This window comes from Cohnella sp. WQ 127256 (genome assembly GCF_024519285.1).
Classification (GTDB): Bacteria; Bacillota; Bacilli; order Paenibacillales; family Paenibacillaceae; genus Cohnella.
Genome location: NZ_JAMZCY010000011.1, coordinates 202,115 through 228,999, shown reverse-complemented (window position 1 = coordinate 228,999; position 26,885 = coordinate 202,115). Strand labels below are relative to the sequence as shown.

The window sequence follows — 26,885 nt, the reverse complement described above, 5'->3', positions numbered from 1 at the left end:
TCGTGAACCATTATTACCGGCCAACCGTGGCCGAAATTTCCTTAGATGCCCTTACTCGTAACATAGGGGCATTCCGTGAGCACTTAACTGCTGGTACGAAGTTGCTGGCGTCCGTTAAGGCTAATGCTTATGGGCATGGAGCAGTAGAAGTTGCAAGAGGAGCAGTAGCGGCTGGAGCCGATTACTTGGGTGTTGCATTCCTGGATGAAGCGTTGCAATTACGTGCTTCGGGAATTGACGCTCCCATTCTGGTGCTAGGATACACGCCTCCAGAGGGCTTCGTCCTCGCAAGAGAGCATAGGATTACCGTGACATTATATCGAGATCAAATGCTTGACGAGGTGGCTAAGCTTCCCGTATCAGGCCCCAAACTAATCGCGCATATTAAAATCGATTCAGGAATGGGTAGACTTGGTTTGCTTCCTGGCAAGGAAACAGAGCAATTTATTGAGCGTGCATTCACACTTCCGCAGTTAGAAGTCGAAGGCATGTACACTCATTATGCTCGCGCGGATGAAGTGGATAAGTCGTATACAGCCCTTCAAGTTGAGCGTTTCGCTAGCGTTGTTGATTATGTGAGACGTTCGGGAATATCGATATCGATCATCCACTCTGGTAACAGCGCAGCTGGGATTGATTTGCCTGAGCATGTCGGGAATATGCTTCGTCTAGGCATTAGCATGTATGGACTATACCCAAGTGCTGAAGTGAATACCAAGCAAGTACAATTGGAACCGGTGCTAGCCTTGAAAACCTCCGTTGTGCATGTCAAAAGCTTGGCAGCAGGTGAAGGAATAAGCTATGGAACGCGTTATTTTACCGAAGGTGAAGAGTCCATCGGTACGTTACCGATCGGTTATGCGGACGGCTTTAGCCGGATGCTAAGCGGAAAAGCGGAAGTACTCGTGCGAGGACGCAGAGTTCCAGTATTGGGTACGATATGCATGGATCAATGTATGATTCGATTAAATGATGCAGAGGCCATCGGACAACCGAAGATTGAACCCGGGGAAGAAGTCGTATTACTTGGTCGGCAAGGAGATGAGATTCTCTCCGTCGAGGAAGTGGCTGCGAAGCTAGGTACCCTTAATTATGAATTGATTTGCATGTTAGCAGCACGTATTCCGAGAGTATATCGGAGTAATGGAGAGATTGTCGCAGTGGTCAATCCATTGCTAGGGTAATATTGGAATATCATTTTTTGCTTGATCTTAGAGGAATGTTATAGCTTAATCTAGAATGTTTACAGTAAAGATACTTTTTTACTTGTCATAATCGTATATTTATCAGTTGACTCATGCATACTGGAAAATAGGGTGCTTGTTGGAAAATCCTTGGGGGTGTCTGTCCGGTGGCCAATCTACACAATACGAAACGGATTATGATCAGTCTTCCGGATCATTTGCTGCGTGAAGTCGATTTTGTCGTCGCTAAGGAAAATACCAATCGTAGCGAGATCATTCGCCAAGCGATGAAGGTCTACTTGGTTGATCGCAAGAAACGGTTGATTCGCGACGCGATGCAGCGCGGATATTTGGAAATGGCTAAGATCAATCTGCATATGGCATCGGAAGCGTTCCATGCTGAAGAGGATGCAGAAAGTATACTCGGTCGCCTCGTAAGCGGGGTGTAAAATTTGATTGTGAAACGCGGGGATGTTTTCTATGCGGATTTGTCGCCCGTCGTAGGTTCGGAACAAGGAGGGGTACGCCCTGTCCTTATTATCCAGAACGATATTGGCAATCGCTTTAGTCCAACGGTTATTGTAGCGGCCATAACGGCGCAGATCCAGAAAGCGAAGCTGCCTACTCACGTCGAAATAGAAGCTAAGACCCATGGGATGGAACGTGATTCGGTCATCCTGCTTGAACAAATCCGTACGATCGATAAACAACGGTTAACGGATAAAATTACACATTTGGACGACGAAACGATGCGTAAAGTGGATGACGCTTTACAAATTAGCGTTGGCTTAATTGATTTCTAATAATGAAGAGACAGGGGCTGCTTACAGCTTCCTGTCGTTTTTGATTGTATACTATTCAATTGGAGCGTGAATGAACATGGTATCATTTAACCAGCAGATAGATAAATACGCAGAACTGATCGTGAAAGTCGGAGTGAACGTACAAGAGGGTCAAGAAGTATACATCACCGGTTCCATCGAGGTGGCTTCACTTGTTCGCCAGGTGGCAGCTAAAGCTTATGAAGCTGGAGCAAGCAATGTACATGTAGATTGGGTTGACGAGGCGTTATCAAGATTGAAATACGAGAAAGCGTCAGATGAACTATTTACAAGCTTCCCAGAATGGGAGACAGCAAAAAGAAATGCATTCTTAGCAAAAGGTGCAGCATTCATCTCCATCATTTCACCAAATCCGGATTTGTTGAAGGGCATTGATTCGACGCGTATTGGTAATTATCAGAAGGCATCGGGGAAAGGGCTAGCTGAATTTAGACGAGCGATTCAAGCGGATAAAGTAAGCTGGACGGTTGTTGCGGCATCAACTAAGGATTGGGCAGTTAAGGTATTCCCAGATAGCGTTTCCGAGCAGTATGCGGTTGATCTGTTGTGGCAGGCGATATTCAAGTCTGTGCGGTTGGATGCTGCAGATCCGGTGCAGGCGTGGGAAGAGCACAACAAGACGCTTCATCTGAAAAGCGATATCCTGAACGAGAAGCATTTCCACAAGCTTCAATATCGGGCTCCTGGAACAGAGCTTACGATCGAGCTGCCAGAGAAGCACTTGTGGGTTGCGGCTAGCAGCACGAATGAGAAAGGGATCCCTTTCATGGCTAATATGCCGACGGAAGAGGTGTTCACTGTACCTCTCAAAACAGGCGTTAACGGATATGTATCGAGCACGAAGCCACTTAGTCATGGAGGAAATATTATCGATGGCTTTAAGCTAACGTTCGAGAATGGACGAATTATCAAAGTTGAGGCTGAGCAGGGCCAAGAGATTTTGCAGCAGCTTGTTGATACGGACGAAGGCTCGCACTTCTTAGGAGAAGTTGCACTCGTGCCTCATGAATCACCGATCTCACAATCCAACGTGCTATTCCTCAATACATTATTCGACGAGAATGCTTCGAATCATTTGGCAATCGGTAGTGGTTATGCCTTTAACGTCGAAGGTGGCAAGCAAATGTCAGCGGAAGCACTCGTGGAAAATGGCGTTAACTCCAGCATTATGCATGTTGATTTCATGATTGGTTCAGCCGACATGGATATCGATGGTGTACTCGCTGATGGAACAGTCGTACCCGTATTCCGCAAAGGCGGCTGGGCGATTTAATGACGGGTAAGCAGGTGGTGGGGAGCAGGAGTAGAGCAATTGTAGACTAATCGCTCCTACTCGGCTTCCGAGAACCAGACCCGAGAGATAGACACTTTGGAAAAAGTGCCTTCTCTCGGTTTTTTTGCGTTTGTCCTTTAGATTTCGGGCTCCAAAAGGTCTGGCGAAGTGGCGCAGCTCTGCGAAACCTAACTGCAGCGCCCACATCTCAGACAACTTCTAATCACGTGAGGAGTAGTCTGTTTGTAACGAAATCATTGGGAAGCTTGCGTAAGCTCCTCAAGAAATTCATAATAATAGGATGCAATTAAGCAACGGGAGGCACTTATCGATGAGCGTTGGAAATGAGACGGCGGTACTAGCTAATAAGCAAGAGAGAATGATTAAGCAAATCGCTGGTGAGCTTGGGATCGGCTTAGGTCAAGTAAGGACTGTCGCTACTTTGCTGGATGACGGGAACACGATTCCTTTTATCGCGAGATATCGTAAAGAAATGACGGGTGAGTTGGATGAGGTGCAGCTTCGTGCCATAGACGATCGTCGCACTTACCTGAAGGGTCTTGAGGATCGCAAGGGTGAGGTTATCCGTTTGATCGAGGAGCAGGGCAAGCTGACTCCTGAGCTGCAGGCGGCTATTGAGAAGTCTACTAAGCTGCAGGAAGTGGAGGATCTCTATCGTCCATACCGCCAGAAGCGGAAAACTCGTGCTAGCGTCGCGAAGGAACGTGGTCTAGAGCCGTTAGCTATATGGCTGCTCTCTCAGCCTAGACAAGGCGATTTACTAGGGGAGGCAGCAAGGTACTTAAACTCCGATAAGGGTGTGAATACGCCTGAGGAAGCGATTCAAGGCGCATCCGATATTGTGGCGGAAGGACTCGCTGATGATGCGGATATTCGCCGCTGGGTTCGTAAATTCACATGGGATCAAGGTGTGCTGCAAAGTAAAGCCAAGGATGCGGAAGCCGAATCCGTCTATGAGATGTACTATAAATATTCAGAGCCGGTTAAGCGGCTGCCACCCCATCGCGTTCTGGCGATGAATCGTGGAGAACGTGAAGAAGTGCTCGGAGTTTCTATCGATATTCCAACAGATCGTATCGTTGAAGAGCTGAATAGAAGAACGTTGAAGGGGCCGTCGATCACTCGTGATACTTTGGCAGCGACTGCTGAGGATGCCTATAAACGTCTGATTGCCCCATCGATTGAACGTGAGCTGCGTGGTGAATTAACAGAACGAGCGGAAGAGCATGCGATCAGTATTTTTTCAGAAAATTTACGTAACCTACTGCTGCAACCTCCGGTCAAAGGACGAGTTGTGCTCGGCGTTGATCCGGCTTACCGGACAGGCTGTAAGCTAGCTGTCGTGGATGATACTGGCAAGCTGATGGAGGTAGCTGTTACTTATCCAACCCCTCCTCACAATAAGATTGCAGAGGCGGAAGTCATTTTCCGACGGATGATCAACCAATATGGCATTCAATTGATTGTTATTGGTAATGGAACAGGCTCAAGGGAGTCGGAGCAATTCGTCGTAAACATCATTCGTGACATGCCTGAGCATAAGCTGCAATACTTAATCGTCAATGAGGCGGGAGCGAGCGTGTATTCTGCTTCCAAGCTTGCTGCAGAAGAGTTCCCGGATTTAGATGTTTCTGAGCGTAGCGCGGTTTCCATCGCTCGTAGATTGCAGGATCCTCTGGCAGAGCTCGTGAAAATTGAACCGAAAGCAATTGGTGTTGGTCAATACCAGCATGATGTCACACAGAAAAAATTAGACGAAAGCTTAACCGGAGTCGTGGAATCGGCGGTTAACCATGTTGGCGTGGACGTTAATACGGCATCTCCTTCACTGCTCTCCTATGTCTCTGGCATTAATGCAACGATGGCGCGTAATATTGTGAAGCTCCGCGAGGAGAAAGGGAAGTTCGTCGAGCGCTCACAAATCCAGAAGGTACCGCGGCTTGGTGCTAAAACGTATGAGCAATGCGCAGGGTTTTTACGGATATCTGATGGGAAGAACCCGCTGGATCGCACTCCGATTCATCCCGAATCTTACGATGTGGTCGGCAAGCTCTTCAAGGATCTTGGATTGAAATTAACAGATATCGGCACGGAAACATTGAAGGATAAGCTGAAGGATATCGAGCTTGAGGAGATATCTGTTCGTCTGGGTGTTGGTGTGCCGACACTTCGGGATATCGTAGATAGCTTGCAACGTCCTGGACGAGATCCGCGTGATGAGCTGCCCCCTCCGATCTTTCATACAGATGTGTTGGATATCGAAGATTTGAAGCCTGGCATGGAACTGAAGGGAACCGTTCGTAATGTAGTCGATTTTGGTGCTTTCGTCGATATCGGGATCAAAAATGATGGTCTAGTGCACATTTCCCAAATCAGCAATAAATTCGTCAAACATCCTACCGAGGTCGTCGCAGTCGGCGATACGGTTACTGTTTGGGTACTTGGATCCGATTTGAAGAAGGGACGCGTCAGCTTAACGATGCGCCAGCCTTGACGTAGTGGTCGCTGTATGATCCTTTGGCTTGCGTATTCAAAGATTACCTCTTGCCCCGGAACTGACTTTTCGGTACAATTCAAGCAACTGGGGGTGATTGCATGAATCCGGAGAAGTGCGTCGGGTCTTATCATTTCAAATGGTTCGGGTTAGCGCTGCAAGCGCTCGTGATCTTGTCCAAAGATAACGTACGAACCTGTCCTAGCGCAGAGCTTGCAATGTTGCTGCAATCGGAAGCGACCTTGTTACGGCGAATTCTGTCCAGCCTAGCTAAGGGCGGCATCCTTGAGACGCGGGAAGGGCGGGACGGTGGGTACCGACTGATCCGCGACCCTTATTCAATAACTCTAGCTGAAGTATTCACAGTACTACAAGTTGCTGATCCGCTATGCTCCGCCATTCGGGAAACAGCGGGAAGCCATGCGTTCGGCATAGAGATGAATACGATATTTGCGGAAATAACAAGCGAGATGGATCGCGCCATGCTGCTTGTTCTTGAGAAAGATACGATCGGTCGAATCGCGGATCGCGCAGGTGGTTATGAGAAATCGGACGATTGCGCGGCCCAATAAAGGGTTATAGTGGACATTTCGTCACTATTGCCAAATGAAAGGACCTGAACCTCCGTTGCCAAGCGGAGGTTCAGGTCCTTTCATTTGTGCAAGTGCGCCAACATTCCATTTTGTCCCAAAATAAGATAAGAAAACGCTTGCAATGCTCAGAATGCTACCCAATACTAGAATGATGAGGGGGAGGAGCCTTGAATCGGTACGCTAGAACATTTAATGACATGAAGCTGCGCAACAAGATGGTGTGGTCCTACATGCTGTTTTTCATTCTGCCGTTTATGATCATCGGTTTCTTCGTTATGCAGGAATTCCGGCAGACTGCATTGGAACGTGCGACAGAGCAGTTAGAGAGCACGGTGGAGCGGGTTGAGAGCCGTGTTCACGAGCATATGGGCGTTCCTGCGCTTCTGGCTAATCAGCTCGTGCTCGACACCGATATGGAGAATGTCGCAACGACCCGTTACAAGAACGTGTTTCAAGTTGTCGATGCCTATCGGAACTACAAGAAATTCAAAACCTTCCTTGATTTCAATACGGAAGTAACCCGGTTCAAAGTATACGTGGACAATCCGACGCTTATCGATAACTGGGAGTTTACGCCGCTCCACGAAGAAACAAGCTCATCGTTCTGGTTCCGCTCGGCGATCGAACAAACTGGACGTTTAGGCTGGTATTATTTCAAAAACGTTTCCCGTTCCTCGGACAGTATGCTAAGCCTCGTTCGTAGCGTCTATTTTCCCGAAAGCAGAGCGATCGGCTTACTGCAAGTCGACGTGAACACAAGCGAATTAAGCGGGATCCTGAAACAGGAAGAGCCGGAAATCGTACTTGTTGACGAGATGGGCGTTGTCGTCTCCTCCAATCTTGAGGGAGTGATCGGCATGGGACTTGCCGAATCGGCATGGGGGGAGCAGGTCGCGAGTTTGGAGCCGGGCAAGTACGAGTTGCCCGTTGGCGGCGTTGTATCCAAAGTAATCGTGAAGCTTGTGCGGCTGGAGAACAGCTACAATGGACTTAAAATTGTGTCTGTTTTTCCTGTTGAGAGCATCATGAAGGAAGCGAATCGGATCACGTCGGTCGGCCTTCAAATTCTTGTTGTCGTCTTTTTGGTGGCGCTTGTCCTCATTTACTCGATTTGCACTGTTCTTACGAATCGACTGCTAAAGTTCAATAAGCAGATGAACAAAGTTGCGATGGGAAACTTCAGCACGGAGTTGGTCGTGGACGGGAACGACGAAATTGGGCAAATAAAGCGTCAATTCAACCAAATGGTCGGCAGCATCCGGGTGCTGATGGAGGAATTGCAAGCATCGTCAGAGCTTACCCGCAACATGGAACGGAAGCAGAATGAGATTAAGCTGAAGATGCTCGCCAGCCAGATCAATCCGCACTTTCTGTACAATGCACTCGAATCGATACGAATGAAGGCTCATCTGCAGGGGGAGAAGGAGATTTCTCAGACGGTGAAGATGCTAGGCAGGCTCATGAGGAAAAATCTGGAGTTGACAGGCAAAGATGTACATTTGCATGAGGAATTCGATATTATCCGTTGTTATCTGGAAATTCAAAAATTCCGTCACGAGGACCGGATCTCGTATGAGCTTCATCTAGATCCTTCCGCGGAGAATACGAAAATCCTGCCGCTGCTGATCCAGCCTCTAGTCGAGAACTCGGTCATACACGGGCTGGAGAAGACGATTGGCGGTGGCACAGTGACGGTTCGGGCTTGGAGGGAGGATGACATGCTGTACGTGACTGTCGAAGACGATGGAATTGGCATGCTGGAAGTGAAGCTACAGGAAGTACTTCGCTCGCTTTCGGATCAGAATCCGGATCGGATAGGGCTGCATAACATTCAGATGAGGCTGTTGATGACTTACGGCGAGGCATCCAGATTACAGATAGAGAGCGAGCCAGACAGGGGAACTCTAATGTCATTCAAAATTCCTGCGGAAGGAGGTTAAAGCTATGTATACCGTATTGATTGTGGATGACGAGCCGTTGATCCGGGAAGGGCTGCGAACGATCATCGATTGGGAGGAACAAGGCTTTCGAGTCGTGGATGTCGCTTCTGATGCGATGGAAGCGCTGCGTAAGGTTCCTCTTCTGAAGCCGCGGCTGATGATCGTAGACATTCGCATGCCCGGGATGGATGGACTCGAGCTGCTGCGGACAATTCAAGAACAGCACCGACCCTGTCCCCGTTTTCTGATTCTTAGTGGGTACGCGGATTTCGAATATGCGCGCACTGCTCTACAGTTGAAAGTAGACGGCTATATGCTTAAACCAATAGACGAGGATGAGCTTATTAAATATTTGAGTCTTCTTAAGGACGCGATCGAAGAGGACGACAGGAAAGTTGTCGAAGGTCCGGATCGGGAAAGCGCGATTATGCGTCTGATGTCCGGGGAAGATCATGTGCTGAATGGCAGGAACAATTGGAACTGGTCCTCCTACGAAGTAGCTCTCGTCAAGCTTCAGAGTCATGAAGAGTTCGATACGGATGTCATTGCCCAGGCCAAAAATCTGCTGTCCGATCGCTTCGAACGTGCCGGCAAGGGAGTCGTGTTCTTCGCGGATCCGTATGTCGGCTTGCTGCTGAAGGATACCGCAGCTTTCCGTACTGCGCACAGCACGGTCTATCGACTGATCTCCGAGGTGTGCGTAGAGTGCAGACTAGATTTTATCGTGGTGGCGGGGGGGGCAGTTCCAGACCAGGCTTCGTTGAAAGCCTCATACGAACGAGCCCGTTCACTAATGAAGCATCGATTTCTGTACGCGGGAGGTAAGCTTTACGTCGAAGAACCGGAACTGCCCGTCAGAGACACGGAAGCGGAAGACAGCTCCGAGGAGGACAAGCTAAGCATTGCCCTGGAAGCTGAGAATCCAGATGCTGCGGAGGCTGCTTTGCGCCGGATGGGCACCAATTGGGTGGCGGCGGGAGCTTCGGAGCAGGACATCAAATCAGGCTTCATCTCAAGAATGTCGGTCGCGTTAACCAAATTATCACAGACCCGGCCGGAGCAACGCGAGCATGTTCGAAAATATAATTCGGAGGTGGCCGCGTTATATAGCGAATATCGGTATGAGCATCTGCTGAGGCATCTGTTCTCCATTTGTACAGAAATTTGCGGCAAGCTTAGCGAGAATGGCGCTGGAGCGGATAACCAAGTCCGCAAAATGGTCGAACTGATCCATCGGAATAGCTCGGACAATCTGAAGCTGGAATCGCTTGCTGAAGCGCTAGGTTATAATAGCTCCTATTTGGGAAAGTTGTTCAAACAGGAAACTGGGGAGAACTTTAACACTTATCTGGACAAAGTCAGAATCGAGAAGGCTAAGGATTTGCTTCGGCAAGGTAGGAAAGTGTATCAAGTTGCGGAACGGGTCGGCTATACGAATGTGGATTATTTTCACGCAAAATTTCGCAAATACGTTGGAGTGTCCCCGATTTCCTTTCGGAAGAATATTGGGAACATCGATACAATGGAATGAGACCCGTTCGTGGCGATCCGTGCGGAGTATTATGCCGTGTCCGTCTGTTCATAGCGGAGACGGTCTTTTTATTTCGTATTAAATGACTAATTTTACTAGTGAAGGAAGGTTTGACCTCTAATTTCTATATGAATTTTGAACGAATTCCATGTGTAGAGTTATGAATACGTTTTCATTAAGATTAATGCATACAGCAAGGAGGGGTTTCATGAAAGCGATACCGGAAAGCAATGCCTCGATGGTGGTGAGATCGGAGTCAAAGCTGGGCAGGTTCGTTAGACGAGCAGTACAAAACCGCTACTTATACTTGATGTCGCTGCCCTTTGTCGCCTGGGCATTCATCTTTACTTACTATCCGTTATGGGGATGGCTAATGGCTTTCCAGAAGTACAATCCACGAGTCTCGGTGTGGGACCGGCAATGGGTCGGGTTCAAAAACTTCCAGTTGCTCTTCCAGGATGAGACGTTTTATCTGGTCATGCGCAATACGCTCGCAATGAGCTTCATGTCTCTGATCGCTGCCTTTACGATTCCGATCGTCTTTGCACTTCTGCTCAACGAAGTAAAGCATATGGTTTTCAAGAAAACAGTGCAGACGATTTCGTATTTGCCCCACTTCGTTTCGTGGGCGGTCGTTGCGGGTATTGTGTCGAAGATGCTGTCCACCGACAACGGTGCGATCAACGACTTGCTAATGTGGGTAGGCATACTGGACGAACCGGTTCAATGGCTGGCGAAAGGCCAGTACTTCTGGGGGATCGTTACGCTTTCAGATATTTGGAAGGAAACGGGTTGGAACGCGATCATATTTTTGGCGGCTATGGCCGGCATCGCGCCGGAGCTATATGAAGCGGCCAAGGTCGACGGCGCGAGCCGACTGCGACAAATGTGGCACATTACGCTACCTAGCATTCGTCCGACGATCATCATCCTAATGATCTTGTCGATCGGCAATCTGATCAACATCGGCTTCGAGAAACAGTTCCTGCTGGGCAACAATCTCGTTGTCGATCACTCGAAGGTGCTGGATCTATATGCACTTGAATACGGCATCAAGCTGAACCGGATTTCGTTCGCGACAGCGATCAACATGTTCAACTCGGTCGTTGCGATTATTCTGCTCTTCACGGCAAATGGACTATTCAAACGTTTTTCAAAAGAAAGCGTATTCTAGGAGGGGACCCACATGTCAGTTCGCAGCGTACGCAGAGGCGTCCCCTTTTCCCAAAGGGTCGTCGACGTTATTATCTACACCGTGCTTGTCGTCGCGGCGATATTCACTCTCTATCCTTTTCTCAACGTGCTCGCCATTTCACTTAACGAATCCACCGACAGTGTACGCGGTGGGATTACGATCTTCCCTCGTAAATTCACGTTGGAGAATTATGAAGCGATCTTTAGGTACGACACGCTATTCACAGGCTTCAAAAATTCAGTATTTCGTACATTGATTGGCTCCTTGCTCGGTTTAATCAGCGCATCGATGATTGCTTATACGCTAGCGAGGCGTGATTTCCAAGGGCGCAAATTCGTATCGACCTATTTGGCTGTAACGATGTACGTGACCGCCGGATTAATTCCGTTCTATATTTTGATCAAAGATTTGCACATGATGAACACCTTTGCGGTCTATGTTCTTCCCGGCATTGTCAGCGCGTTTAACGTGTTTGTCATCCGATCGTTCATGGATGGCATTCCGAACGAGATACAGGAATCTGCGAAGATCGATGGGGCCAACGATTTCACGATTTACTGGCGCATTATCCTGCCGATGACGAAGCCGGCTCTTGCAACGATAGGCTTGTTCTTAGCGGTTGGACAGTGGAATTCTTGGTTTGACACTTATTTGTACAATGGCTCGAGTGAGCATCTGACGACCTTGCAATACGAGCTTGTCAAAGTGCTCCAGAGTACAACGAATAACTCCGGAGACTACCGTTCGCCAAACATCAACCAGGTCGCATCGACCGTCTCCCCGGATTCGGTCAAGATGGCCATTACGATTTTCGTTTCGGTGCCAATACTTTTAGTCTATCCGTTCCTACAGCGTTACTTCGTCAAAGGCTTGACGCTCGGGTCGGTGAAAGGCTGATCGCTTCTTGCGACGCCTCTCCCCTATCCAGCCTAGAATCCGGTATGAACGGGCTTGCTGCCTGTTATACACATATTGCAATCGATTCGTACATTATTGAGGAGGGTACAACATGGCAACAAAGAGAAAATGGTCAAGCCTTGTGCTGAGCGCCGTGCTGCTTTCCAGTTTACTGGCCGCCTGCAGCAGCAATAGCAAAAATGGAGCTTCAAGTTCGAGCGCTGCTCCGAGCGAATCAAGTTCGGCATCCGCATCCCCATCCGAGGAGAAGCTTAAACCGCTTACGCTGAGCTACTACAGCGAAGACGTCAACCCGAACTGGGCCAACATGCAGGACGACATCGGCAAATTCCTTACGGAAAAAACGGGAATTACAATCGATGCTGAATTCGCTGTCGGTGATGCCGTGCAAAAATCGGCGCTGATCGCTTCCAGCGGAGATTTTCCGGATATCATCATGCCGAAAACGAGTATTAACAAATTCGTCGATGCGGGTGCTGTGCTCGACCTGACAGACCTGATCAACGAGCATGCGCCGAACATCAAGAAGGTGTTTGAAGGTCAAATGAACCGTCTGAAATACAGCGAAGCCGACCAGGCGATTTACGTTATTCCGTCCTATGATGGCATCAACCAACAAAATTTAGATACCAATGGTGGATTCCAGCTCCAACACCGTGTTGTCAAGGAACTTGGCTACCCTACGATCCGCACGGTCAAGGATTTTGAAAACGCGATCAAAGGATACCTCGAGAAACATCCGAAAGATGAGAACGGTAATCCGAACATTGGTCTCTCGCTTATCGCCGATGACTGGCGGATGTACATCGGCGTCACGAACCCTGCGTTTGCGGTAACAGGCGGCTCCGATGATGGAGAATACTATGTAGACATCAACACGAATGAAGTGACGTATCACTTCCGCCGTCCGGAAGAGAAAGAATATTTCCGCTGGCTGAATCACATGAACGCGGAAGGACTGCTCGACAAAGAATCTTTTGTTCAGAAGTATGACCAATACAAAGCGAAAATCGCGACAGGCCGCGTGCTTGGCTTGATCGACCAAAAATGGGACTTCGACGATGGTCAAAAAGCGCTGAAATCGGAAGGCAAGTTCGACCAAGCATATGGTCATTATCCGGTTACAATGTCGGAAGAGTATAAGCATACGGCGTTCTGGCCAACAGGCTTCACGGGTGGCTCCGGCATCGCGATCTCTGTCGACAATCCGGATCCAGTTCGTACGATCAAGTTCTTGGACTACCTTGCTTCCGATGAAGGCCAAGTGCTTGTGAACTGGGGAATCGAAGGCAAGCACTATAAAGTCGAGAATGGCAAACGCGTTATTCCTGCTGATGTCAACGATCGCAAAATCAACGATGCGATCAACTTCCAGAAAGAAGCGGGAATCGGAAGCTATAACTTGTTGAGCGCTAAGTATGGCGACGGCGTGGTGGATCCGTCGGGCAACTACTACACGACCAACTTCCCTGAGCAAATCATGGTAGGTTACAGCGACGTGGAGAAAGAAGTGCTCGCTGCGTACAACGGCAAGACCTGGAAAGATTTGTTCCCGAATGAGACTGAATTCAAGGTTAAACCGTGGGGCGCGCTCTGGAACATACCGGTACCGAGCGATAGCGAGCTTGTCGTTCTCGAAGAGAAGATCAAAAATATTACTTGGAAACGGGTTCCTGAAGCGATTCTCGCCAAGCCGGATCAATTCGATGCCATCTGGGACAAATTCTTGAAGGAAATCGAAGCGGCTAACGTTAAGAAAGCAGAAGGGCTGCGTCAGGAGCTGCTCAACCAACGTTTGGTATTGTGGGGCAACTAATCTTAAATGATTGTTGAACCGGATGAACGGACACTGTCTGTTCATCCGGTTTTTTCTTTGTTGGGGCTGTTGGATGTTGACATATTATTTTTACAGCACTATACTGTGCTATATATACAACAGTTAATGCGTGTTTATCGCTTTGATAAAGGGGCGGATGCGATGAATCGTTTTTTGCAAGGTTAACTGTGTGACTAATAACACAGATAAACCGAAGACAGTCGTTGCCGTTTCGCAAAAGCGAATTTTTTAACATCTTTAACTGTGTGAAATTTTGATCAGTTTTCATTTTTTTGATGAATAAGGAGGAAGTTCCCATGACAATAGCTCAAGTTCAAGCTGTGCAATCCCCAAGTTTCTCCGAGGTAGTTCAAGGCCGTCGATCGGTTAGAAGTTATGATCCAACATTCCAAATTTCCAAGGAAGATATGACCGAATTGCTGCAAGAAGCATTGCGCGCCCCCTCATCTTCTAATGTCCAGCCATGGAGATTCCTTGTTATTGATTCACAGGAACTAAAAGAAAAGCTCCTTCCCATTGCGAATAACCAAAAGCAAATAGTTGAAGCTTCTGCGGTAATCGCGGTGCTTGGCGATACAGAGGGCTATAAGCTTGTGGAAACGATTGTTAATCGTTCTTACGAAGCTGGATTCATGCCTGAATCGATGAAGGATACTTTTATGAACAATACGATAAAAATGTATTCTTCACTACCTCCTGAAGTTGCACACCGGATTATTTATACAGACGGTGGTCTTGTGTCCATGCAGCTCATGTTGGCAGCTAAAGCGAGAGGCTACGATACAGTACCTATGGGTGGCTATAACGCGGAGAAATTCGTGGAAGCTTTCGGTATCGGGGAACGCTATCTTCCGATTATGCTCATCGCAGTAGGTAAAGCTGCACAGGAAGGTCGTCAATCGGTTAGATTGACTGTAGATGAAGTAGCCAACTGGAACGAATTCACTCTGTAAGGAAATTCAAAAAGTCAGCTTTTGATCACGAGGCTTAGCAAACAAAAAGAGATCTTCAAGTCCTACCAAGAGGTGACTTGAAGATCTCTTTTTACTTGCTTTATTTAGCTCATTCAAGGGATAATCCCTAGCGCATCTTTGGCTTTTTCAGGTTTGGCGCGGTAATAAAACCAGCAATCGTTCAACAGACGAATTTGCCGGCGATCCTTTTTCTGAAATGCAGACATTAACTGATTACAAAGCCACTGCGGCATCGGAATCGTCCTCCTCCCATCACATGCTGTATAAATAGCATATGGGGTTAGGCGGATGACCGTGCAGGTCCGAGAGTGGATTGGTGAAGCAAAGATTGTGGAGCTTAGACCAATTCTTCTTCCTCTTCGTACCATTGCTCCAGTTGGGCCTGTAATGCACGTATTTCGGTTAGAAGCGAAATAATCGGATAAGAGCCTTCACGAATAGAGGCAAAAGTTTGCTCCAGCTCGTTGATGTAATCTAATCCACCGATTGGAGATTGATTCTCATCTAACAGATCCAAAGCGCGGAATTCAGCTATCGCTCTTGGAAGCTGTGGTACGTTATCCGCGGTTAATTTGGACAATTCTTTATGAAGGCGAAGATTCAAAGCGCTTAATTGATAAGCGTGAGAAGCGGGCATCTCGACAAATTGAAGCTCTCCTTGTTCCTTCTGTAACAGAACATAAGACATTTCGGGCATAGTAAGCGGTCTCCCCTCAACCATTTCTACTTGACAGTGTAGCCCAATCTCAGTCTACAATTCAAGTAGGACAAGCTGATCTTTAAGAGAAATATCAAGGTTAGGCTCGGGGAGGATAGGTTATGGAAGATCAGGAGCTGCAGCAATGGATTGAACGCGTATCATTGACCTTCTTTGGTCGCCCTTTCCTGCATCAAGCATCGTTTAATTCACGGCTGCGAACGACCGGCGGGCGTTATTTTATGAAAAGCCATAATATCGAGATCAGTCCGCATCAATTGGCTGTTAATGGCCCTGAAGAGACGGAAGCTATTATTAAGCATGAGCTATGCCACTATCATTTACATTTACAGCGCAAAGGATTCCAGCATCGCGATGCTGACTTTAAGCAGTTACTTGTCGCAGTGGGTGCCACTCGACATTGCAGGCCGCTACCAGGAGTGGCTAGGAGGCTGCCGGTTAAATATTTGCTCATATGCCAGTCTTGTGGGATGAAATACCCTCGCAAGCGTCGTACAGACCCTCGTAAGTATGCTTGCGGACGCTGTAAAGGCAAGCTCAAGCTGTTTCATGCTAAGCCTGAGAATGCCGGCGAGGGTATGGAATCTTCTCAAAGCTGATACGATTTATATCATGGGCTTAGCGGTTAAAGGTGCTGTGGGATGCGAGGGATCGGCTTTGTTTATTTTTCTTACGAAAATCGCAATTCCTAGGAATGCGACAGCCATCATGACAGCACCAACTGCTAAGCTAGGCACGACATGGACGGAGAAATCATGCGGTGAAGTGATGGCCGACCCAGACTGGAAAATCAAGCCGCTAATCGCGATGCCGAATACGCCTCCTAGCTCTCGCGTAGCGTTACCGATACCAATAGCCTCGCCTGCCGCATCTTCTGGCACGGAGGAAATGAGACCGTGAGAAAGGGGCGTGAAGCTTAATCCCATTCCAGTACCGGCAAGCATCATTGGGGCTAACAAATAGATGAACGGGAAGTCGAAGCCTTTGGCTTGGATGAGCAAAGCAAACCATGTGAGTGCGACAGCTTGAATGAAAAGACCGCTAAGCAACACATTTCGGTTCCCCAATCGACTAATGGCTAATCCAGCTAATGGGGCCGCAATCATAGTCATCGTCGTCCAAGCCATTTCTTTTACTCCTGCACCAAGCGGTGAATTCCCCTGTGCTTGCTGTAGAAACAACGTAAGTAGGAATATAGCCCCGAACACGCCAGCGTTCATCCAGAAGCCTGCAAAGACGTAAAAGGTATACGCCTTGCGGCGGAACAAGTCGAAGCGAACGAACGGATTTTTTCTTGTTTTTTCCCAGAAGTAGAATAGGAGAAGTAGTAAGCCACCAACTGCAAGTGAGGCTATGACAATCGTAGAGCCCCATCCCTCCGAATTTCCTCGCTCCAAGCCGAAGATAATCCCGAACAGTCCCGCAGTTAGTAACAGTACGCCGAGCGGATCCAGTGGTTTACGAATTCCGCGCGATTCTTCGAGCCATTTTAACCCCAGAACAAATGCAATGATCCCAACAGGTACATTCACGTAGAAAATCATCTGCCAAGGTGCGCCTTCCATGATTAGCCCTCCGACTAAAGGTCCGACGCTAAGGCCTAGACCTGATATTCCAGACCATAGTCCGATGGCTGCAGCTCTCTTCTCAGGAGGAAATGCGGAATTCACTAGTGTAAGGCTAAGAGGCACGATTGCGGCTCCCCCAACGCCTTGCAGGGCCCTGGAGAGGATTAATCCGATCGAGCTGTCGCTGAGACCTGAGAATAGAGACCCGATTGTGAAGATGACCACGCCAGCAAGGAAAACCTTCTTCCTTCCTATCGAGTCTCCAAGAACACTAAACGGAATCAAGAGCACGGCGAAGGCTAGAGTGTAGGAATTCATGAACCATTCTAAATCGGATAGCGTAGCGCCCAAATCTGTTTGAATGGAAGGGAGTGCAACTCCAAGCACTAAGTTATCAAGCATTGCCATGAACAAGGCGATACAGGTGACAAACAGCAAACGAACGCGAGCGGGGGTAAACATGGTTGATCTCTCCTTTTAAGTTGGACATGTTTTATTTATTGATAAATAAATGAAGCTCAGAGGAAAACCTCGATCAATCGAGGCCGCACCACGGTGACAATTTCGGCATTTCCAATACTTCCGAGAGCGTAATGATAAGTCCGCAGGAAATAAACATGCTAGCTTCATGGCTTGCATTAGGTACTCCGGCTTTCTCGAAGCGTTCCTTGATTCTGTCGTGGATCAGTGAAAATCGCTCCTTAGTGAACTCGCGTACCCCAGGCTCTGGTGTTGTAAAGCTCTGCATGAGCAACAATATCTCGTTCTTGTGGGTTGCCAGCAGATCGTTAAATGCTTCGCCCAGCTTCTCGCTTAATTGCTCTGGAGGTGCTTCAACGCGAGCAAAGGCATCCTGCATTCGTTGGAAGGCGTGATCCAAAACAGCGAGGTACAATTGTTCTTTAGTTTTAAAGAAATGAAACACATAAGGCTGAGTTACTCCAACGGCTTCTGCGACGAGCGCGGTCGTTGTTTTGTAATAGCCCTGAGAGGCGAACAAGATTGCTGCACTATTCATGATCTGTTGTTTACGACTTGCTACGATTTCCTCCTTGGGGCTCATGGGGGCATCGGCTCCTTTTTATCAGGATTTGTAAATTATTTATTGATTAATAAATAACATTTAAAGGAAAGGGCTGTCAATGGTTATTTACATATATTTCATGTTGTTGGAGATTGAAAAATGGCTCTGAAAAAAGAGTTAAAAAACATTTGGCGAAATGCTTGACTTAGTTTTCGAATCGTGATAAATTATTACTTGTCGCTTTTGAAATTGAAACTTTCCCTGATAGCTCAGTTGGTAGAGCACTCGACTGTTAATCGAGTTGTCACAGGTTCGAGTCCTGTTCGGGGAGCCATGGGGAGATACCCAAGTGGCTATAAGGGGCTCCTCTGCTAAGGGAGTAGACGTGTAATGCGTGCGAGGGTTCGAATCCCTCTCTCCCCGCCATGTAACTTCAATTACAACGACTATATAGAAGAGTCCGATCGGCCTTGTGCCTTCGGGCTCTTTTTGATTAATACAGAAAGCATAAATTTATGTTATTACATAGATGCCCTCAGCTATCCTACATCGCCGACCAAAGCGCCAACTGCTCCTGTAGGCCAAAAAAGTGCCTTCGTGGATCGAGCAGTTGAGTTGGGCTGGTGCGAAGGCCAAAAAAGTGCCTTCGTGGATCGAGCAGTTGAGTTGGGCTGGTGCGAAGGCCAAAAAAGTGCCTTGGCGGATCGAACAGTTGAGTTGGTCTGGTGCGAAGGCCAAAAAAGTGCCTTGGCGGATCGAGCAGTTGAGTTGGTCTGGTGCGAAGGCCAAAAAAGTGCCTTGGCAGATCGAGCAGTTGAGTTAGGCTGGTGCGAAGGCCAAAAAAGTGCCTTGGCGGATCGAACAGTTGAGTTGGTCTGGTGCGAAGGCCAAAAAAGTGCCTTCGTGGATCGAGCAGTTGAGTTGGTCTGGTGCGAAGGCCAAAAAAGTGCCTTCGTGGATCGAGCAGTTGAGTTGGGCTGGTGCGAAGGCCAAAAATGTCCTTGACGGAGAGAGGGAAGCTGAGTTGAGAGTCAGCCGTATAGGCTTGAACTCAAAAATAGGCTGTCACTCAGGTCCGTATGGACCATGAGTGACAGCCTATTTTTATTCGGCGATAAGATAATGAATTCCGGCTTTGTCCATCGCTTCTCGATGCTGTGGTTCCACTTCGCTATCCGTGATAATGGTATCGACTTGATTGAATGTAGCTAGGTAGGCGAAATCCTTCAAACCGAACTTGCTATGATCCGCGAGGAAAATGACTTGTTCGGACACTTCCATCATCTTTCTCTTAACAAGAACCTGAAGCTCACTGGATTCTGTAATTCCGGATTTGAAATGGAGCCCTTTGCAAGAGAGAAACGCTTTATTGACATTGTACATCCCCAATGTTCCTTCCGAGACAGGCCCGATAAACGACATGGAGTTTTTAGACAAGATGCCACCAGTAGAAATGACTTCTGTTTTTTCTTTTTTATTTAGCTCAATGATGACATTGACGGAATTCGTTAGAACGGTAATCGGTAAGTCCATAGGAATGATTTTCGCCAAATAAAAAGATGTACTGCTTGCATCAAGAATAATTCGATCATGAGGCTGGAGCATCGCTAGTGCTTCTTTGGCAATTTGCATCTTTTCCTTCTTGTACATGTTAATACGATGAGGATAAGGGGTAAGCTGTTCTTCGCTCCGAGATTGGTTGTTGTCAGTGTAAGTGACTATAGCAGGTGGTTCATGGTTGCTAAATGTTAAACTGGCGGCGCCGCCGTGTCTACGAATAATTTTACCATCGATTTCAAGCTTGGCTAAATCGCTTCTAATGGTCGCTTCGGTCACTTTGAACCGATTGCTCAATTCAGAGACACGAACTACGCCCTGTTCATCAATCGTCTTCTGAATGCTAAACAAACGTTCAAATGAATGTAGCATGGTAACCCTACTCTCGTTTTACTTAACAACGATATGAAGTTGTTAATGTTGTTATAAATATACATCATTTGTAAATCTGGATAAAGAAATAATCCTTAGTGGTCCAAAAACGAAAAAATGTAAATAGAGATAATGAAGAAAAGCGATCTTCCCACTAAATATACAACAATTCCACTGTTTTTTGAAGTTTTGTTTTTTTGCTTTATTTTCGATTGACTAACAATAAGATAAGGTTTATGATGAAAAAAGAAAATTGGAAGCGCTTAAAAAGATAAAAAACGAAAATAAACGAAAATCGAGTGAGGGTGAATCATGGAACTGCAAACATATAAAGAAACGATAATCGAAATCGGCAAACGCATGTACGACAAAGAGTGGATTGCTGCAAATGATGGGAATATCAGTGTGAGGATTGGTGAAGATCGTGTTCTTATGACTCCAACTCGCATGAGCAAAGGATCTTTAAGGCCTGAAATGCTCACGATCATTGATTTCAATGGAAACGTAATTGAAGGTGAGTATAAGCCAACCTCGGAATATCAGATGCATTTATCCATCTATAATGCGAGACCAGATGTTCATGCTGTTGTGCATGCGCATCCACCAATCTCTACTTCCTTTGCAGTTGCCGGTATTCCATTAGACAAATCTATATTGCCTGAAGCTATTTTGGAGCTTGGTAAGGTACCGATAGCGCCATATGGGACTCCAGGTACGCAGGAATTGTCGGATTCATTCGCCGGGATTATTGAAGATCACGATTGCTTTCTATTAAAGAATCATGGTGCTGTATCAGTGGGTGAGGATTTGATGACGGCTTATTATAAGATGGACTCGCTTGAGCTCCAGGCCAAAATTCTTTTTCACGCCATGATGCTAGGTAACGTCGATGAATTACCGCAGGACAAAGTCGATGTATTGGTCAATAGAAGAAGCGTGTATGGCATTAAAGGACGTCAGCCTACATTATAATTTTTGATAAATGAAAGAGGGATAGCACAATGGCAAAATATTCGGTTATTTTATCAAATGTAGGATCAGTTGCGGATCGCTACGTTCCGACAGGATACGGTCATCCTTTCTCGGTTGAACAGCTTTTTGAAAGGGCTTCCAGCATCCCGCAAGTATCCGGGATCGAGTTAATCGGCGGTGCTCACGTTGATAACAATGTGAAAGAGCTGAAGAAGCTACTAGATGAACATCAACTGCAATTGGCATCTATTATTCCGGATCACTTCGGTCAGATGAAATGGAAGTATGGTAGCTTCTCTTCACGTGATCCAGAAATTCGTCGCCAAGCTATCGCGCATGCGAAAGAAATGATGGATGTAGCGGCTGAGCTTGGAGGAGACCTGATTAGCTTGTGGCCAGGCCAGGACGGCTACGATTATTTGTTCCAAGGGGATTACACTCTGGAGCGTGATTGGATAGCAGAAGGGCTTAAAGAGGTATGTAATTACCGCAAAGACATCAAGGTAGGCTTGGAATATAAAATTAAAGAACCGAGAACGCACAGTTATATTAGTACAGCAGCTGTAACTCTCTTGCTTATTCAAGAGATTGGAGCCGATAACTGTGGAGCTACAATTGATTTCGGACATGCACTAAACGCTTATGAGAATCCAGCTGAGGTGGTAGCGCTTCTGAAGAGATATGGAGATAAACTATTCCATGTCCATATGAACGACAACTATCGTCATTGGGATGACGATATGATTGTTGGAAGCGTTCACACCATTGAAACCTTGGAGTTTTTCTACTGGCTGAAGCGTACGAACTACAACGGCTGGCTCTCGATCGATCAATATCCATATCGCGAGGATGGATTGGAAGCGGTTAGAGAAGGCGTTAATGCAATGGAAAGCTTCGTGCAATTAACTGATCGCTTGAACGTTGAAGAAGTAGAAGCATTACTTAAGAGTGGTAGTGCGGTTCAAGCAACAGCCTTCCTGCGCAAGCTTCTTCTATCTTAGGCAGCTACTATTAATACGCAATTGCAATTGTTGGCTCATCGTCGAAAGACTTTGACATAAAGAAAACAGAGACAACCTAGGAGGGTACAAGAATGAAAAAGGTATTAACAGGTTTGATCGCAGCAATTATGGTTTTTTCTTTGGCAGCATGCGGTGGCAATAACAAGAACAATAGCGCTGATCCATCGAAAGCTCCGGCATCATCAGCTGCTGCAGGCGATGCGCTACCTGGGAAATCCAAGAAGGCAGAGAAAGATTGGAAAATCGCTCTTGTTCCTAAAGACAGCACGAATGCATGGTTCGTTCGTATGGAAGAAGGCGTAAAAGCATATGCAAAAGATACTGGCATTAATGCATTCCAAAAAGGCCCTGCAAAAACGGATGCTGCTGCGCAAGCACAAGTTATCCAAGATCTTATCGCTCAAGGCGTTGATGCCCTTGCAGTTGTTCCTGTAGACCCGGCTGCTCTAGAGCCTGTTCTTGCAGAAGCAATGAAAAAAGGCATCGTAGTTGTTACTCATGAAGCTTCTACACAAGAGAACACGATGTATGATATCGAAGCATTCAATAACGCAGGCTTCGGCGCATTCATCATGGACAATCTTGCTGCAGCGATGGGTGAAGAAGGCGTTTATACAACAATGGTTGCTAGTGTAACGAATGCTTCCCATAACGAGTGGGCAGATGGTGCAATTGCTAGACAAAAAGAAAAATATCCGAAAATGACGTTGCTTGATGCAGAGCCACGCGTTGAATCCGAAGATAATCAAGAGCGTTCTTATGAAAGAGCGAAAGAACTTTTCAAGAAATACCCTGATTTGAAAGGGATCGTAGGAACTTCTTCTAAAGATGCTCCTGGTATCGCGAAAGCGATTGAAGAGCTAGGCCTTAAAGGTAAGAAATTCACAGCGGGTACAGCAATGCCGAACGAATCTAAGCTTTATCTTGAAAGCGGTTCATTAGCAGCTGGAACACTTTGGGATCCAAAGGATGCTGGTTATGCAATGCTGACGCTAGCAGCTAAAATTCTTCGTGGTGAAGAAATTAGCAATGGCGTGAATCTTGGTCTTAAAGGTTACGAGGACTTGCAGTTTGCTGAAGGTTCTAAGAAAGTATTGATCGGTTCTGGATGGGTTGTTATTAACAAAGAAAACGTAAACAGCTTTGGCTTCTAATTTGCAGTAGGTAAGGGGGATAAGGGAGACGCTGTCTCCCTTATCTATGTTCTAACCATGAGATCTGAATGAAAACGGTTCTTGACCGATCATATAGCGAAAGGAAAATCAACGATGTCGGAATATATCCTTAGAGTTGAGAACATCAAGAAGTCGTTTGGCGGAGTAAAGGCGCTTAAAGGCGTAAGCCTTGAAATCAAAAAAGGAGAAATCCATTGCCTTGCGGGTGAGAATGGCTGCGGGAAATCAACGCTGATCAAAATCATTTCCGGTTTCTACAAAGCAGACGAGGGCACCGTTGAATTTAACGGATCCCCGCTCGTGGACATTACTCCAGCGGAAGCGATACGCCAAGGCGTGCAGGTTATCTATCAGGATTTCTCCATCTTTCCTAACCTAACCGTAATGGAGAATCTTGCGCTGAATATGGAACTGATGAACAAACGTAAGCTCGTCAACTACAAGAGATTTAGGAAAATAGCCGAAGAGGCAGTATCCAAAATCAACTTCAAAGTGGACTTGGACGAGATTGTAGAAAATTTGTCTGTTGCTGATAAACAGCTTATCGCGATAAGCCGTGCTTTGTTGTACGATGCGAAGCTTATCATTATGGATGAGCCTACGACTGCATTGACGAAGAAGGAAGTTAAATCGCTGTTCGAAGTCATCAAAAACTTGCAAAAAGAAGGCATCGCCATTCTATTCGTATCGCACAAATTGGATGAGGTGTTTGAAATATCTGAGAGCTACACGATTATGCGTAGCGGGGAACGAGTCATTGCTGGGGATACAAGTGATCTAGATGATGCGAAATTTGCCTTCTATATGACGGGAAGAGAATTTAAGCATGAGTACTATACACCGAAAAAAATGAGTGATAAGCCTGTACTTGAGGTGAAAAATCTGTCACTGGAGAATGGGTTCAAGAATGTATCCTTTGATCTTAAAAAGGGTGAAATTCTTGGGATTACCGGACTACTGGGTTCAGGGCGAACGGAGCTCGTACTTTCACTATTTGGAATCTATGCGGCAGACTCAGGTGAAATCAAGATTGATGGCGAAGCCGTCCGAATCCATAAGGTGAAGGATGCGATTAAACAAGGAATTGGCTACGTTCCTGCCGATCGGCTGACGGAGGGACTCTTCCTTCCACAATCGATTAATTACAATATTGTTGTTTCTAAGCTGGATAAGGTAGTTTCTAAGCTTGGCTTCCTTAAAAAGAAGAAAATAGAGTCCGAGGTTGATAAGTGGATCAGCGATTTGTCGATTCGGACGAATAACGCGACGCGTCCTGTGCAAACGCTGTCAGGGGGTAACCAGCAGAAGGTTATTCTGGCGAGATGGCTAGCAACGGACCTTAAAGTTCTTATCCTTAACGGTCCAACAGTTGGGGTAGATATTGGGGCCAAATTCGATATTTATGCCAGAATACGTGAATTGGCGAATGAGGGCTTAGCGGTCATTATCATATCCGATGATTTACCTGAGGTGCTTACGAACTGTAATCGTGTGCTTGTTATGAGGAACGGAAGTATCGCACGTCAGTTGAATTCTAATGAAACGAATGAAAAACAGCTAGCAGAAATTGCGACTAATATTAACTAGGCTAGGAGTTGTATCGTGTGGGGAATCTGAGGAAAATAACGAAGAAAACAGAGTTCTATATCCTAGTAACGATTATATTGCTAGTAGCAATTATTGAATTACGAAGCGGTCAGTTTATGACGGGTAATAACTTGGTTGATATGGTGCGTTCGTTTATCATCCCGGCGATGTTTGCAATTGGTGCTCATATGGTTCTTGTATCAGGTGGAATTGATGTATCCGCTCCGGCTATTGCATCTCTCTCTATGTATGTCGTCACCAATGAATTCCTGAAGGCTGATTTCCAAGGAAGTGTGTGGGTCATCTACGCGGTAGGTGCAGGCATTGGATTGTTTCTTGGAGCGTTGAATGCGGTGTTGATTGCGAAGTTCAAATTCCCGACGCTTATTGTAACGTTGGGTACATCGAGTATCTTCACTGGCATCATGCTAGGCGTGTTCTCAGCGCATGAGGTCCCTGTCCCTAAGCCTATGTTGGATCATGGAAAAGAAAAGCTATTCTCCGCGACGAACTCCCAATTAGGGATTAGCTCGGATATGCCGGTTACGATCATCCTGTTGATTGTTCTTTTAATTGTAGCTTTTATTATTCTGAAATATACGATGCTTGGACGCGGGATATATGCGGTCGGCGGAGATGAAGTATCCGCAGAACGTTCTGGATTTAATGTGTTTGCTATTCACTTCTTCGTGTATTGCTTCGTTGGCTTGCTAGCTGGTATTACAGGTATTGCTCGCGCATCCATGATGCTTAATGCGAATCCGACTAACATGCTTGGGATGGAGATGATGGCCATTGCAGCCGTCGTACTCGGAGGAGCTCGGGTGACTGGTGGAACAGGTACCTTGACGGGTACGATGCTAGGGGTTGCTCTTATCACTATCATGTCAAATAGCTTGATTCTACTTGGAATCCCTACCTATTGGCAGAGGGTGTTTACAGGAGCAATCATCATTATTGGTACTGGCGCTTCCGCATATCGGTTGTTAAGGTCTAAAAAACGTTTGGCTAATTTACAAAAAGAAGCGTAAGGAAGTGAGTAAGCAATGTCCAATATGGCTAAATCAGCGAATTCGTATAAATTAAATGATTTTATTCGCAAGGATACTAATCTCTTTAGACTTGTTGCTATCTTGGCTTTCGTGTTTGTTCTCATGTCCATCCTAAAGCCAGATCTATTTTTGCAAAGCGGTAATTTCATCTCCATGGCTAAGCAGTTTCCTGAGTTTGGGATACTGGCCATTGCCATCAGCATAACGATGATTACGGGAGGAATTGATCTCTCGGTTGTAGCAACAGCTAACTTGTCGGCGATTGTCGCAGCCAAGTTTCTAATCGCAACGGTTCCGGCGGGCTCTGCCCAATTCTTCACCATTGAAATGATCATTGTAGCGATTGTTATTGCGATCATAACAGGTGTAATTGCTGGTGCAGTTAACGGCTTCTTGATTTCAAAGATAGGCATACCAGCCATACTGGCAACGCTTGGTACGTATCAACTATTTTCCGGGATCGCGATTGTTTTTACGAAGGGTCGTTCTATTAGTGGATTGCCTATGCTCTATTCCCAAACAGGGAACAAAGAGCTCTTCGGATATATTCCTGTACCTCTAGTTATCTTTATTGTTGTTGCTATTATCATTGGGATTTTCCTTGCCAAAACAAAATCAGGTATGCAGCTGTATTTGTTCGGTACGAATGAGAAAGCGTCTCTATTCTCCGGGCTTAACAATACTTGGATTACAATGCGTACGTATATGATTTCTGGTGGATTATCTGCTGTTGCAGGCTTGATTATGATGGCGCGTGCGAACTCCGTAAACCCAGATTACGGTTCTGATTATACGTTACAATGCGTCCTGATCGCGGTGCTCGGAGGCATTAATCCGAAGGGCGGCTTCGGGAACATCCAAGGTGTAACCGTTGCGATTATTATTTTACAAATCTTATCCTCAGGATTAAACATGTTCGAAAACATAAGCAATTTCTATCGGGATATTATTTGGGGCGGTGTGCTTGTCCTTGTATTGGTATTCAACTATTACATTAATAAAAGAGAGCAAAGGAAACTGGCGCAATAGTGGAGCT

At 46.5% G+C, this 26,885-nt stretch carries 27 protein-coding genes and 2 tRNA genes; 24 read left to right on the top strand and 5 right to left on the bottom strand.

Going from position 1 to position 26,885, the window contains the following annotated elements; genetic code table 11:
- Window positions 1-2 precede the first annotated feature (2 nt).
- The 13 genes from alr (at window position 3) to M1K58_RS27050 (ending at window position 14,781) form a co-directional block, all read left to right on the top strand.
- Window positions 3-1,184 (top strand): alanine racemase, encoded by a 1,182-nt coding sequence (gene alr / locus M1K58_RS27110; protein ID WP_256762022.1) that lies wholly within the window; start codon window positions 3-5, stop codon window positions 1,182-1,184.
- 167 nt (window positions 1,185-1,351) lie between these two features.
- The gene (locus M1K58_RS27105) at window positions 1,352-1,633 is read left to right on the top strand and encodes a CopG family ribbon-helix-helix protein (RefSeq protein WP_256762021.1); all 282 of its coding nucleotides are present in this window, start codon (window positions 1,352-1,354) and stop codon (window positions 1,631-1,633) included.
- 3 nt (window positions 1,634-1,636) lie between these two features.
- Window positions 1,637-1,987 carry a type II toxin-antitoxin system PemK/MazF family toxin gene (locus M1K58_RS27100; RefSeq protein WP_256762020.1) on the top strand — a complete coding sequence of 117 codons (351 nt, stop codon included), beginning with the start codon at window positions 1,637-1,639 and terminating at the stop codon, window positions 1,985-1,987.
- Between the two features lie 76 nt (window positions 1,988-2,063).
- Window positions 2,064-3,299 carry an aminopeptidase gene (locus tag M1K58_RS27095; RefSeq protein ID WP_256762019.1) on the top strand — a complete coding sequence of 412 codons (1,236 nt, stop codon included), beginning with the start codon at window positions 2,064-2,066 and terminating at the stop codon, window positions 3,297-3,299.
- A gap of 331 nt (window positions 3,300-3,630) precedes the next feature.
- Complete coding sequence (locus M1K58_RS27090) at window positions 3,631-5,814, top strand: Tex family protein (RefSeq protein ID WP_256762018.1); 2,184 nt, start codon at window positions 3,631-3,633, stop codon at window positions 5,812-5,814.
- A 101-nt stretch (window positions 5,815-5,915) separates the two neighbouring features.
- On the top strand, window positions 5,916-6,386 hold the full coding sequence (locus M1K58_RS27085; RefSeq protein ID WP_256762017.1) for an Rrf2 family transcriptional regulator: 471 nt from the start codon (window positions 5,916-5,918) through the stop codon (window positions 6,384-6,386).
- Between the two features lie 188 nt (window positions 6,387-6,574).
- Window positions 6,575-8,347 (top strand): sensor histidine kinase, encoded by a 1,773-nt coding sequence (locus M1K58_RS27080; RefSeq protein WP_256762016.1) that lies wholly within the window; start codon window positions 6,575-6,577, stop codon window positions 8,345-8,347.
- 4 nt (window positions 8,348-8,351) lie between these two features.
- The gene (locus M1K58_RS27075) at window positions 8,352-9,878 is read left to right on the top strand and encodes a response regulator transcription factor (RefSeq protein WP_256762015.1); all 1,527 of its coding nucleotides are present in this window, start codon (window positions 8,352-8,354) and stop codon (window positions 9,876-9,878) included.
- A gap of 208 nt (window positions 9,879-10,086) precedes the next feature.
- Window positions 10,087-11,052 (top strand): ABC transporter permease, encoded by a 966-nt coding sequence (locus M1K58_RS27070; RefSeq protein ID WP_372339214.1) that lies wholly within the window; start codon window positions 10,087-10,089, stop codon window positions 11,050-11,052.
- 12 nt (window positions 11,053-11,064) lie between these two features.
- Window positions 11,065-11,970, top strand: a complete 906-nt coding sequence (locus M1K58_RS27065; protein ID WP_256762014.1) for a carbohydrate ABC transporter permease — start codon at window positions 11,065-11,067, stop codon at window positions 11,968-11,970.
- Between the two features lie 112 nt (window positions 11,971-12,082).
- On the top strand, window positions 12,083-13,807 hold the full coding sequence (locus tag M1K58_RS27060; protein WP_256762013.1) for an ABC transporter substrate-binding protein: 1,725 nt from the start codon (window positions 12,083-12,085) through the stop codon (window positions 13,805-13,807).
- A gap of 6 nt (window positions 13,808-13,813) precedes the next feature.
- Window positions 13,814-13,993, top strand: coding sequence for a hypothetical protein (locus tag M1K58_RS27055; protein WP_256762012.1), 180 nt, complete (start codon window positions 13,814-13,816; stop codon window positions 13,991-13,993).
- A gap of 131 nt (window positions 13,994-14,124) precedes the next feature.
- A complete protein-coding gene (locus M1K58_RS27050) occupies window positions 14,125-14,781 on the top strand; it encodes a nitroreductase family protein (RefSeq protein ID WP_256762011.1) in 657 nt (218 codons plus the stop codon).
- Between the two features lie 113 nt (window positions 14,782-14,894).
- Here M1K58_RS27050 and cmpA read toward each other — a convergent pair whose 3' ends face one another.
- The gene (cmpA, locus tag M1K58_RS27045; protein WP_256762010.1) at window positions 14,895-15,035 is read right to left on the bottom strand and encodes a cortex morphogenetic protein CmpA; all 141 of its coding nucleotides are present in this window, start codon (window positions 15,033-15,035) and stop codon (window positions 14,895-14,897) included.
- A gap of 104 nt (window positions 15,036-15,139) precedes the next feature.
- Window positions 15,140-15,499: a hydrolase/acyltransferase gene (locus M1K58_RS27040; RefSeq protein ID WP_256762009.1), complete on the bottom strand. Its 360-nt coding sequence runs from the start codon at window positions 15,497-15,499 to the stop codon at window positions 15,140-15,142.
- A gap of 122 nt (window positions 15,500-15,621) precedes the next feature.
- On the opposite strand from M1K58_RS27040, the gene M1K58_RS27035 reads away from it, so the two are divergent.
- The gene (locus tag M1K58_RS27035; protein ID WP_256762008.1) at window positions 15,622-16,119 is read left to right on the top strand and encodes a SprT family protein; all 498 of its coding nucleotides are present in this window, start codon (window positions 15,622-15,624) and stop codon (window positions 16,117-16,119) included.
- 6 nt (window positions 16,120-16,125) lie between these two features.
- Here M1K58_RS27035 and M1K58_RS27030 read toward each other — a convergent pair whose 3' ends face one another.
- Both M1K58_RS27030 and M1K58_RS27025 read right to left on the bottom strand, forming a co-directional pair.
- A complete protein-coding gene (locus M1K58_RS27030) occupies window positions 16,126-17,550 on the bottom strand; it encodes an MFS transporter (RefSeq protein ID WP_256762007.1) in 1,425 nt (474 codons plus the stop codon).
- Between the two features lie 73 nt (window positions 17,551-17,623).
- Window positions 17,624-18,151 (bottom strand): TetR/AcrR family transcriptional regulator, encoded by a 528-nt coding sequence (locus tag M1K58_RS27025; RefSeq protein ID WP_256762006.1) that lies wholly within the window; start codon window positions 18,149-18,151, stop codon window positions 17,624-17,626.
- Between the two features lie 219 nt (window positions 18,152-18,370).
- On the opposite strand from M1K58_RS27025, the gene M1K58_RS27020 reads away from it, so the two are divergent.
- The 4 genes from M1K58_RS27020 (at window position 18,371) to M1K58_RS27005 (ending at window position 19,202) form a co-directional block, all read left to right on the top strand.
- A tRNA-Asn gene (locus M1K58_RS27020) sits at window positions 18,371-18,446 on the top strand.
- Between the two features lies 1 nt (window position 18,447).
- Window positions 18,448-18,538: transfer RNA gene (locus M1K58_RS27015), tRNA-Ser, on the top strand.
- 163 nt (window positions 18,539-18,701) lie between these two features.
- Window positions 18,702-18,935 carry a hypothetical protein gene (locus tag M1K58_RS27010; protein WP_256762005.1) on the top strand — a complete coding sequence of 78 codons (234 nt, stop codon included), beginning with the start codon at window positions 18,702-18,704 and terminating at the stop codon, window positions 18,933-18,935.
- A gap of 21 nt (window positions 18,936-18,956) precedes the next feature.
- The gene (locus M1K58_RS27005) at window positions 18,957-19,202 is read left to right on the top strand and encodes a hypothetical protein (RefSeq protein ID WP_256762004.1); all 246 of its coding nucleotides are present in this window, start codon (window positions 18,957-18,959) and stop codon (window positions 19,200-19,202) included.
- 14 nt (window positions 19,203-19,216) lie between these two features.
- Here the strand turns inward: M1K58_RS27005 and M1K58_RS27000 are convergent, their stop codons facing one another.
- A complete protein-coding gene (locus M1K58_RS27000; RefSeq protein WP_256762003.1) occupies window positions 19,217-20,041 on the bottom strand; it encodes a DeoR/GlpR family DNA-binding transcription regulator in 825 nt (274 codons plus the stop codon).
- Between the two features lie 312 nt (window positions 20,042-20,353).
- Between M1K58_RS27000 and M1K58_RS26995 the strand changes: the two genes are divergently transcribed.
- The 6 genes from M1K58_RS26995 to M1K58_RS26970 all read left to right on the top strand — a co-directional run bounded on the left by M1K58_RS26995 (window position 20,354) and on the right by M1K58_RS26970 (window position 26,878).
- Window positions 20,354-21,013 carry a class II aldolase/adducin family protein gene (locus M1K58_RS26995; RefSeq protein ID WP_256762002.1) on the top strand — a complete coding sequence of 220 codons (660 nt, stop codon included), beginning with the start codon at window positions 20,354-20,356 and terminating at the stop codon, window positions 21,011-21,013.
- A gap of 29 nt (window positions 21,014-21,042) precedes the next feature.
- Entirely contained in the window at window positions 21,043-22,014 is a 972-nt protein-coding gene (locus M1K58_RS26990; RefSeq protein WP_256762001.1) for a sugar phosphate isomerase/epimerase family protein, read from the top strand.
- Window positions 22,015-22,106: 92 nt separating this feature from the next.
- Window positions 22,107-23,189 (top strand): autoinducer 2 ABC transporter substrate-binding protein, encoded by a 1,083-nt coding sequence (locus tag M1K58_RS26985; protein WP_256762000.1) that lies wholly within the window; start codon window positions 22,107-22,109, stop codon window positions 23,187-23,189.
- A 114-nt stretch (window positions 23,190-23,303) separates the two neighbouring features.
- The gene (locus M1K58_RS26980) at window positions 23,304-24,797 is read left to right on the top strand and encodes a sugar ABC transporter ATP-binding protein (RefSeq protein WP_256761999.1); all 1,494 of its coding nucleotides are present in this window, start codon (window positions 23,304-23,306) and stop codon (window positions 24,795-24,797) included.
- Between the two features lie 17 nt (window positions 24,798-24,814).
- On the top strand, window positions 24,815-25,828 hold the full coding sequence (locus tag M1K58_RS26975) for an ABC transporter permease (protein WP_256761998.1): 1,014 nt from the start codon (window positions 24,815-24,817) through the stop codon (window positions 25,826-25,828).
- A 15-nt stretch (window positions 25,829-25,843) separates the two neighbouring features.
- A complete protein-coding gene (locus M1K58_RS26970) occupies window positions 25,844-26,878 on the top strand; it encodes an ABC transporter permease (protein WP_256761997.1) in 1,035 nt (344 codons plus the stop codon).
- The last annotated feature ends 7 nt before the right edge of the window (window positions 26,879-26,885 follow it).

What these genes read in the sequence shown, in the direction of transcription:
- M1K58_RS27095 (WP_256762019.1), top strand. Translation starts at nt 2,064, where the DNA reads ATGGTATCATTTAACCAGCAGATAGATAAATACGCAGAACTGATCGTG.
- M1K58_RS27090 (WP_256762018.1), top strand. Translation starts at nt 3,631, where the DNA reads ATGAGCGTTGGAAATGAGACGGCGGTACTAGCTAATAAGCAAGAGAGA.
- M1K58_RS27085 (WP_256762017.1), top strand. Translation starts at nt 5,916, where the DNA reads ATGAATCCGGAGAAGTGCGTCGGGTCTTATCATTTCAAATGGTTCGGG.
- M1K58_RS27075 (WP_256762015.1), top strand. Translation starts at nt 8,352, where the DNA reads ATGTATACCGTATTGATTGTGGATGACGAGCCGTTGATCCGGGAAGGG.
- M1K58_RS27070 (WP_372339214.1), top strand. Translation starts at nt 10,087, where the DNA reads ATGAAAGCGATACCGGAAAGCAATGCCTCGATGGTGGTGAGATCGGAG.
- M1K58_RS27065 (WP_256762014.1), top strand. Translation starts at nt 11,065, where the DNA reads ATGTCAGTTCGCAGCGTACGCAGAGGCGTCCCCTTTTCCCAAAGGGTC.
- M1K58_RS27060 (WP_256762013.1), top strand. Translation starts at nt 12,083, where the DNA reads ATGGCAACAAAGAGAAAATGGTCAAGCCTTGTGCTGAGCGCCGTGCTG.
- M1K58_RS27055 (WP_256762012.1), top strand. Translation starts at nt 13,814, where the DNA reads ATGATTGTTGAACCGGATGAACGGACACTGTCTGTTCATCCGGTTTTT.
- M1K58_RS27050 (WP_256762011.1), top strand. Translation starts at nt 14,125, where the DNA reads ATGACAATAGCTCAAGTTCAAGCTGTGCAATCCCCAAGTTTCTCCGAG.
- cmpA (WP_256762010.1), bottom strand. Translation starts at nt 15,035, where the DNA reads ATGCCGCAGTGGCTTTGTAATCAGTTAATGTCTGCATTTCAGAAAAAG.
- M1K58_RS27040 (WP_256762009.1), bottom strand. Translation starts at nt 15,499, where the DNA reads ATGCCCGAAATGTCTTATGTTCTGTTACAGAAGGAACAAGGAGAGCTT.
- M1K58_RS27035 (WP_256762008.1), top strand. Translation starts at nt 15,622, where the DNA reads ATGGAAGATCAGGAGCTGCAGCAATGGATTGAACGCGTATCATTGACC.
- M1K58_RS27030 (WP_256762007.1), bottom strand. Translation starts at nt 17,550, where the DNA reads ATGTTTACCCCCGCTCGCGTTCGTTTGCTGTTTGTCACCTGTATCGCC.
- M1K58_RS27025 (WP_256762006.1), bottom strand. Translation starts at nt 18,151, where the DNA reads ATGAGCCCCAAGGAGGAAATCGTAGCAAGTCGTAAACAACAGATCATG.
- M1K58_RS27000 (WP_256762003.1), bottom strand. Translation starts at nt 20,041, where the DNA reads ATGCTACATTCATTTGAACGTTTGTTTAGCATTCAGAAGACGATTGAT.
- M1K58_RS26995 (WP_256762002.1), top strand. Translation starts at nt 20,354, where the DNA reads ATGGAACTGCAAACATATAAAGAAACGATAATCGAAATCGGCAAACGC.
- M1K58_RS26990 (WP_256762001.1), top strand. Translation starts at nt 21,043, where the DNA reads ATGGCAAAATATTCGGTTATTTTATCAAATGTAGGATCAGTTGCGGAT.
- M1K58_RS26985 (WP_256762000.1), top strand. Translation starts at nt 22,107, where the DNA reads ATGAAAAAGGTATTAACAGGTTTGATCGCAGCAATTATGGTTTTTTCT.
- M1K58_RS26980 (WP_256761999.1), top strand. Translation starts at nt 23,304, where the DNA reads ATGTCGGAATATATCCTTAGAGTTGAGAACATCAAGAAGTCGTTTGGC.
- M1K58_RS26970 (WP_256761997.1), top strand. Translation starts at nt 25,844, where the DNA reads ATGTCCAATATGGCTAAATCAGCGAATTCGTATAAATTAAATGATTTT.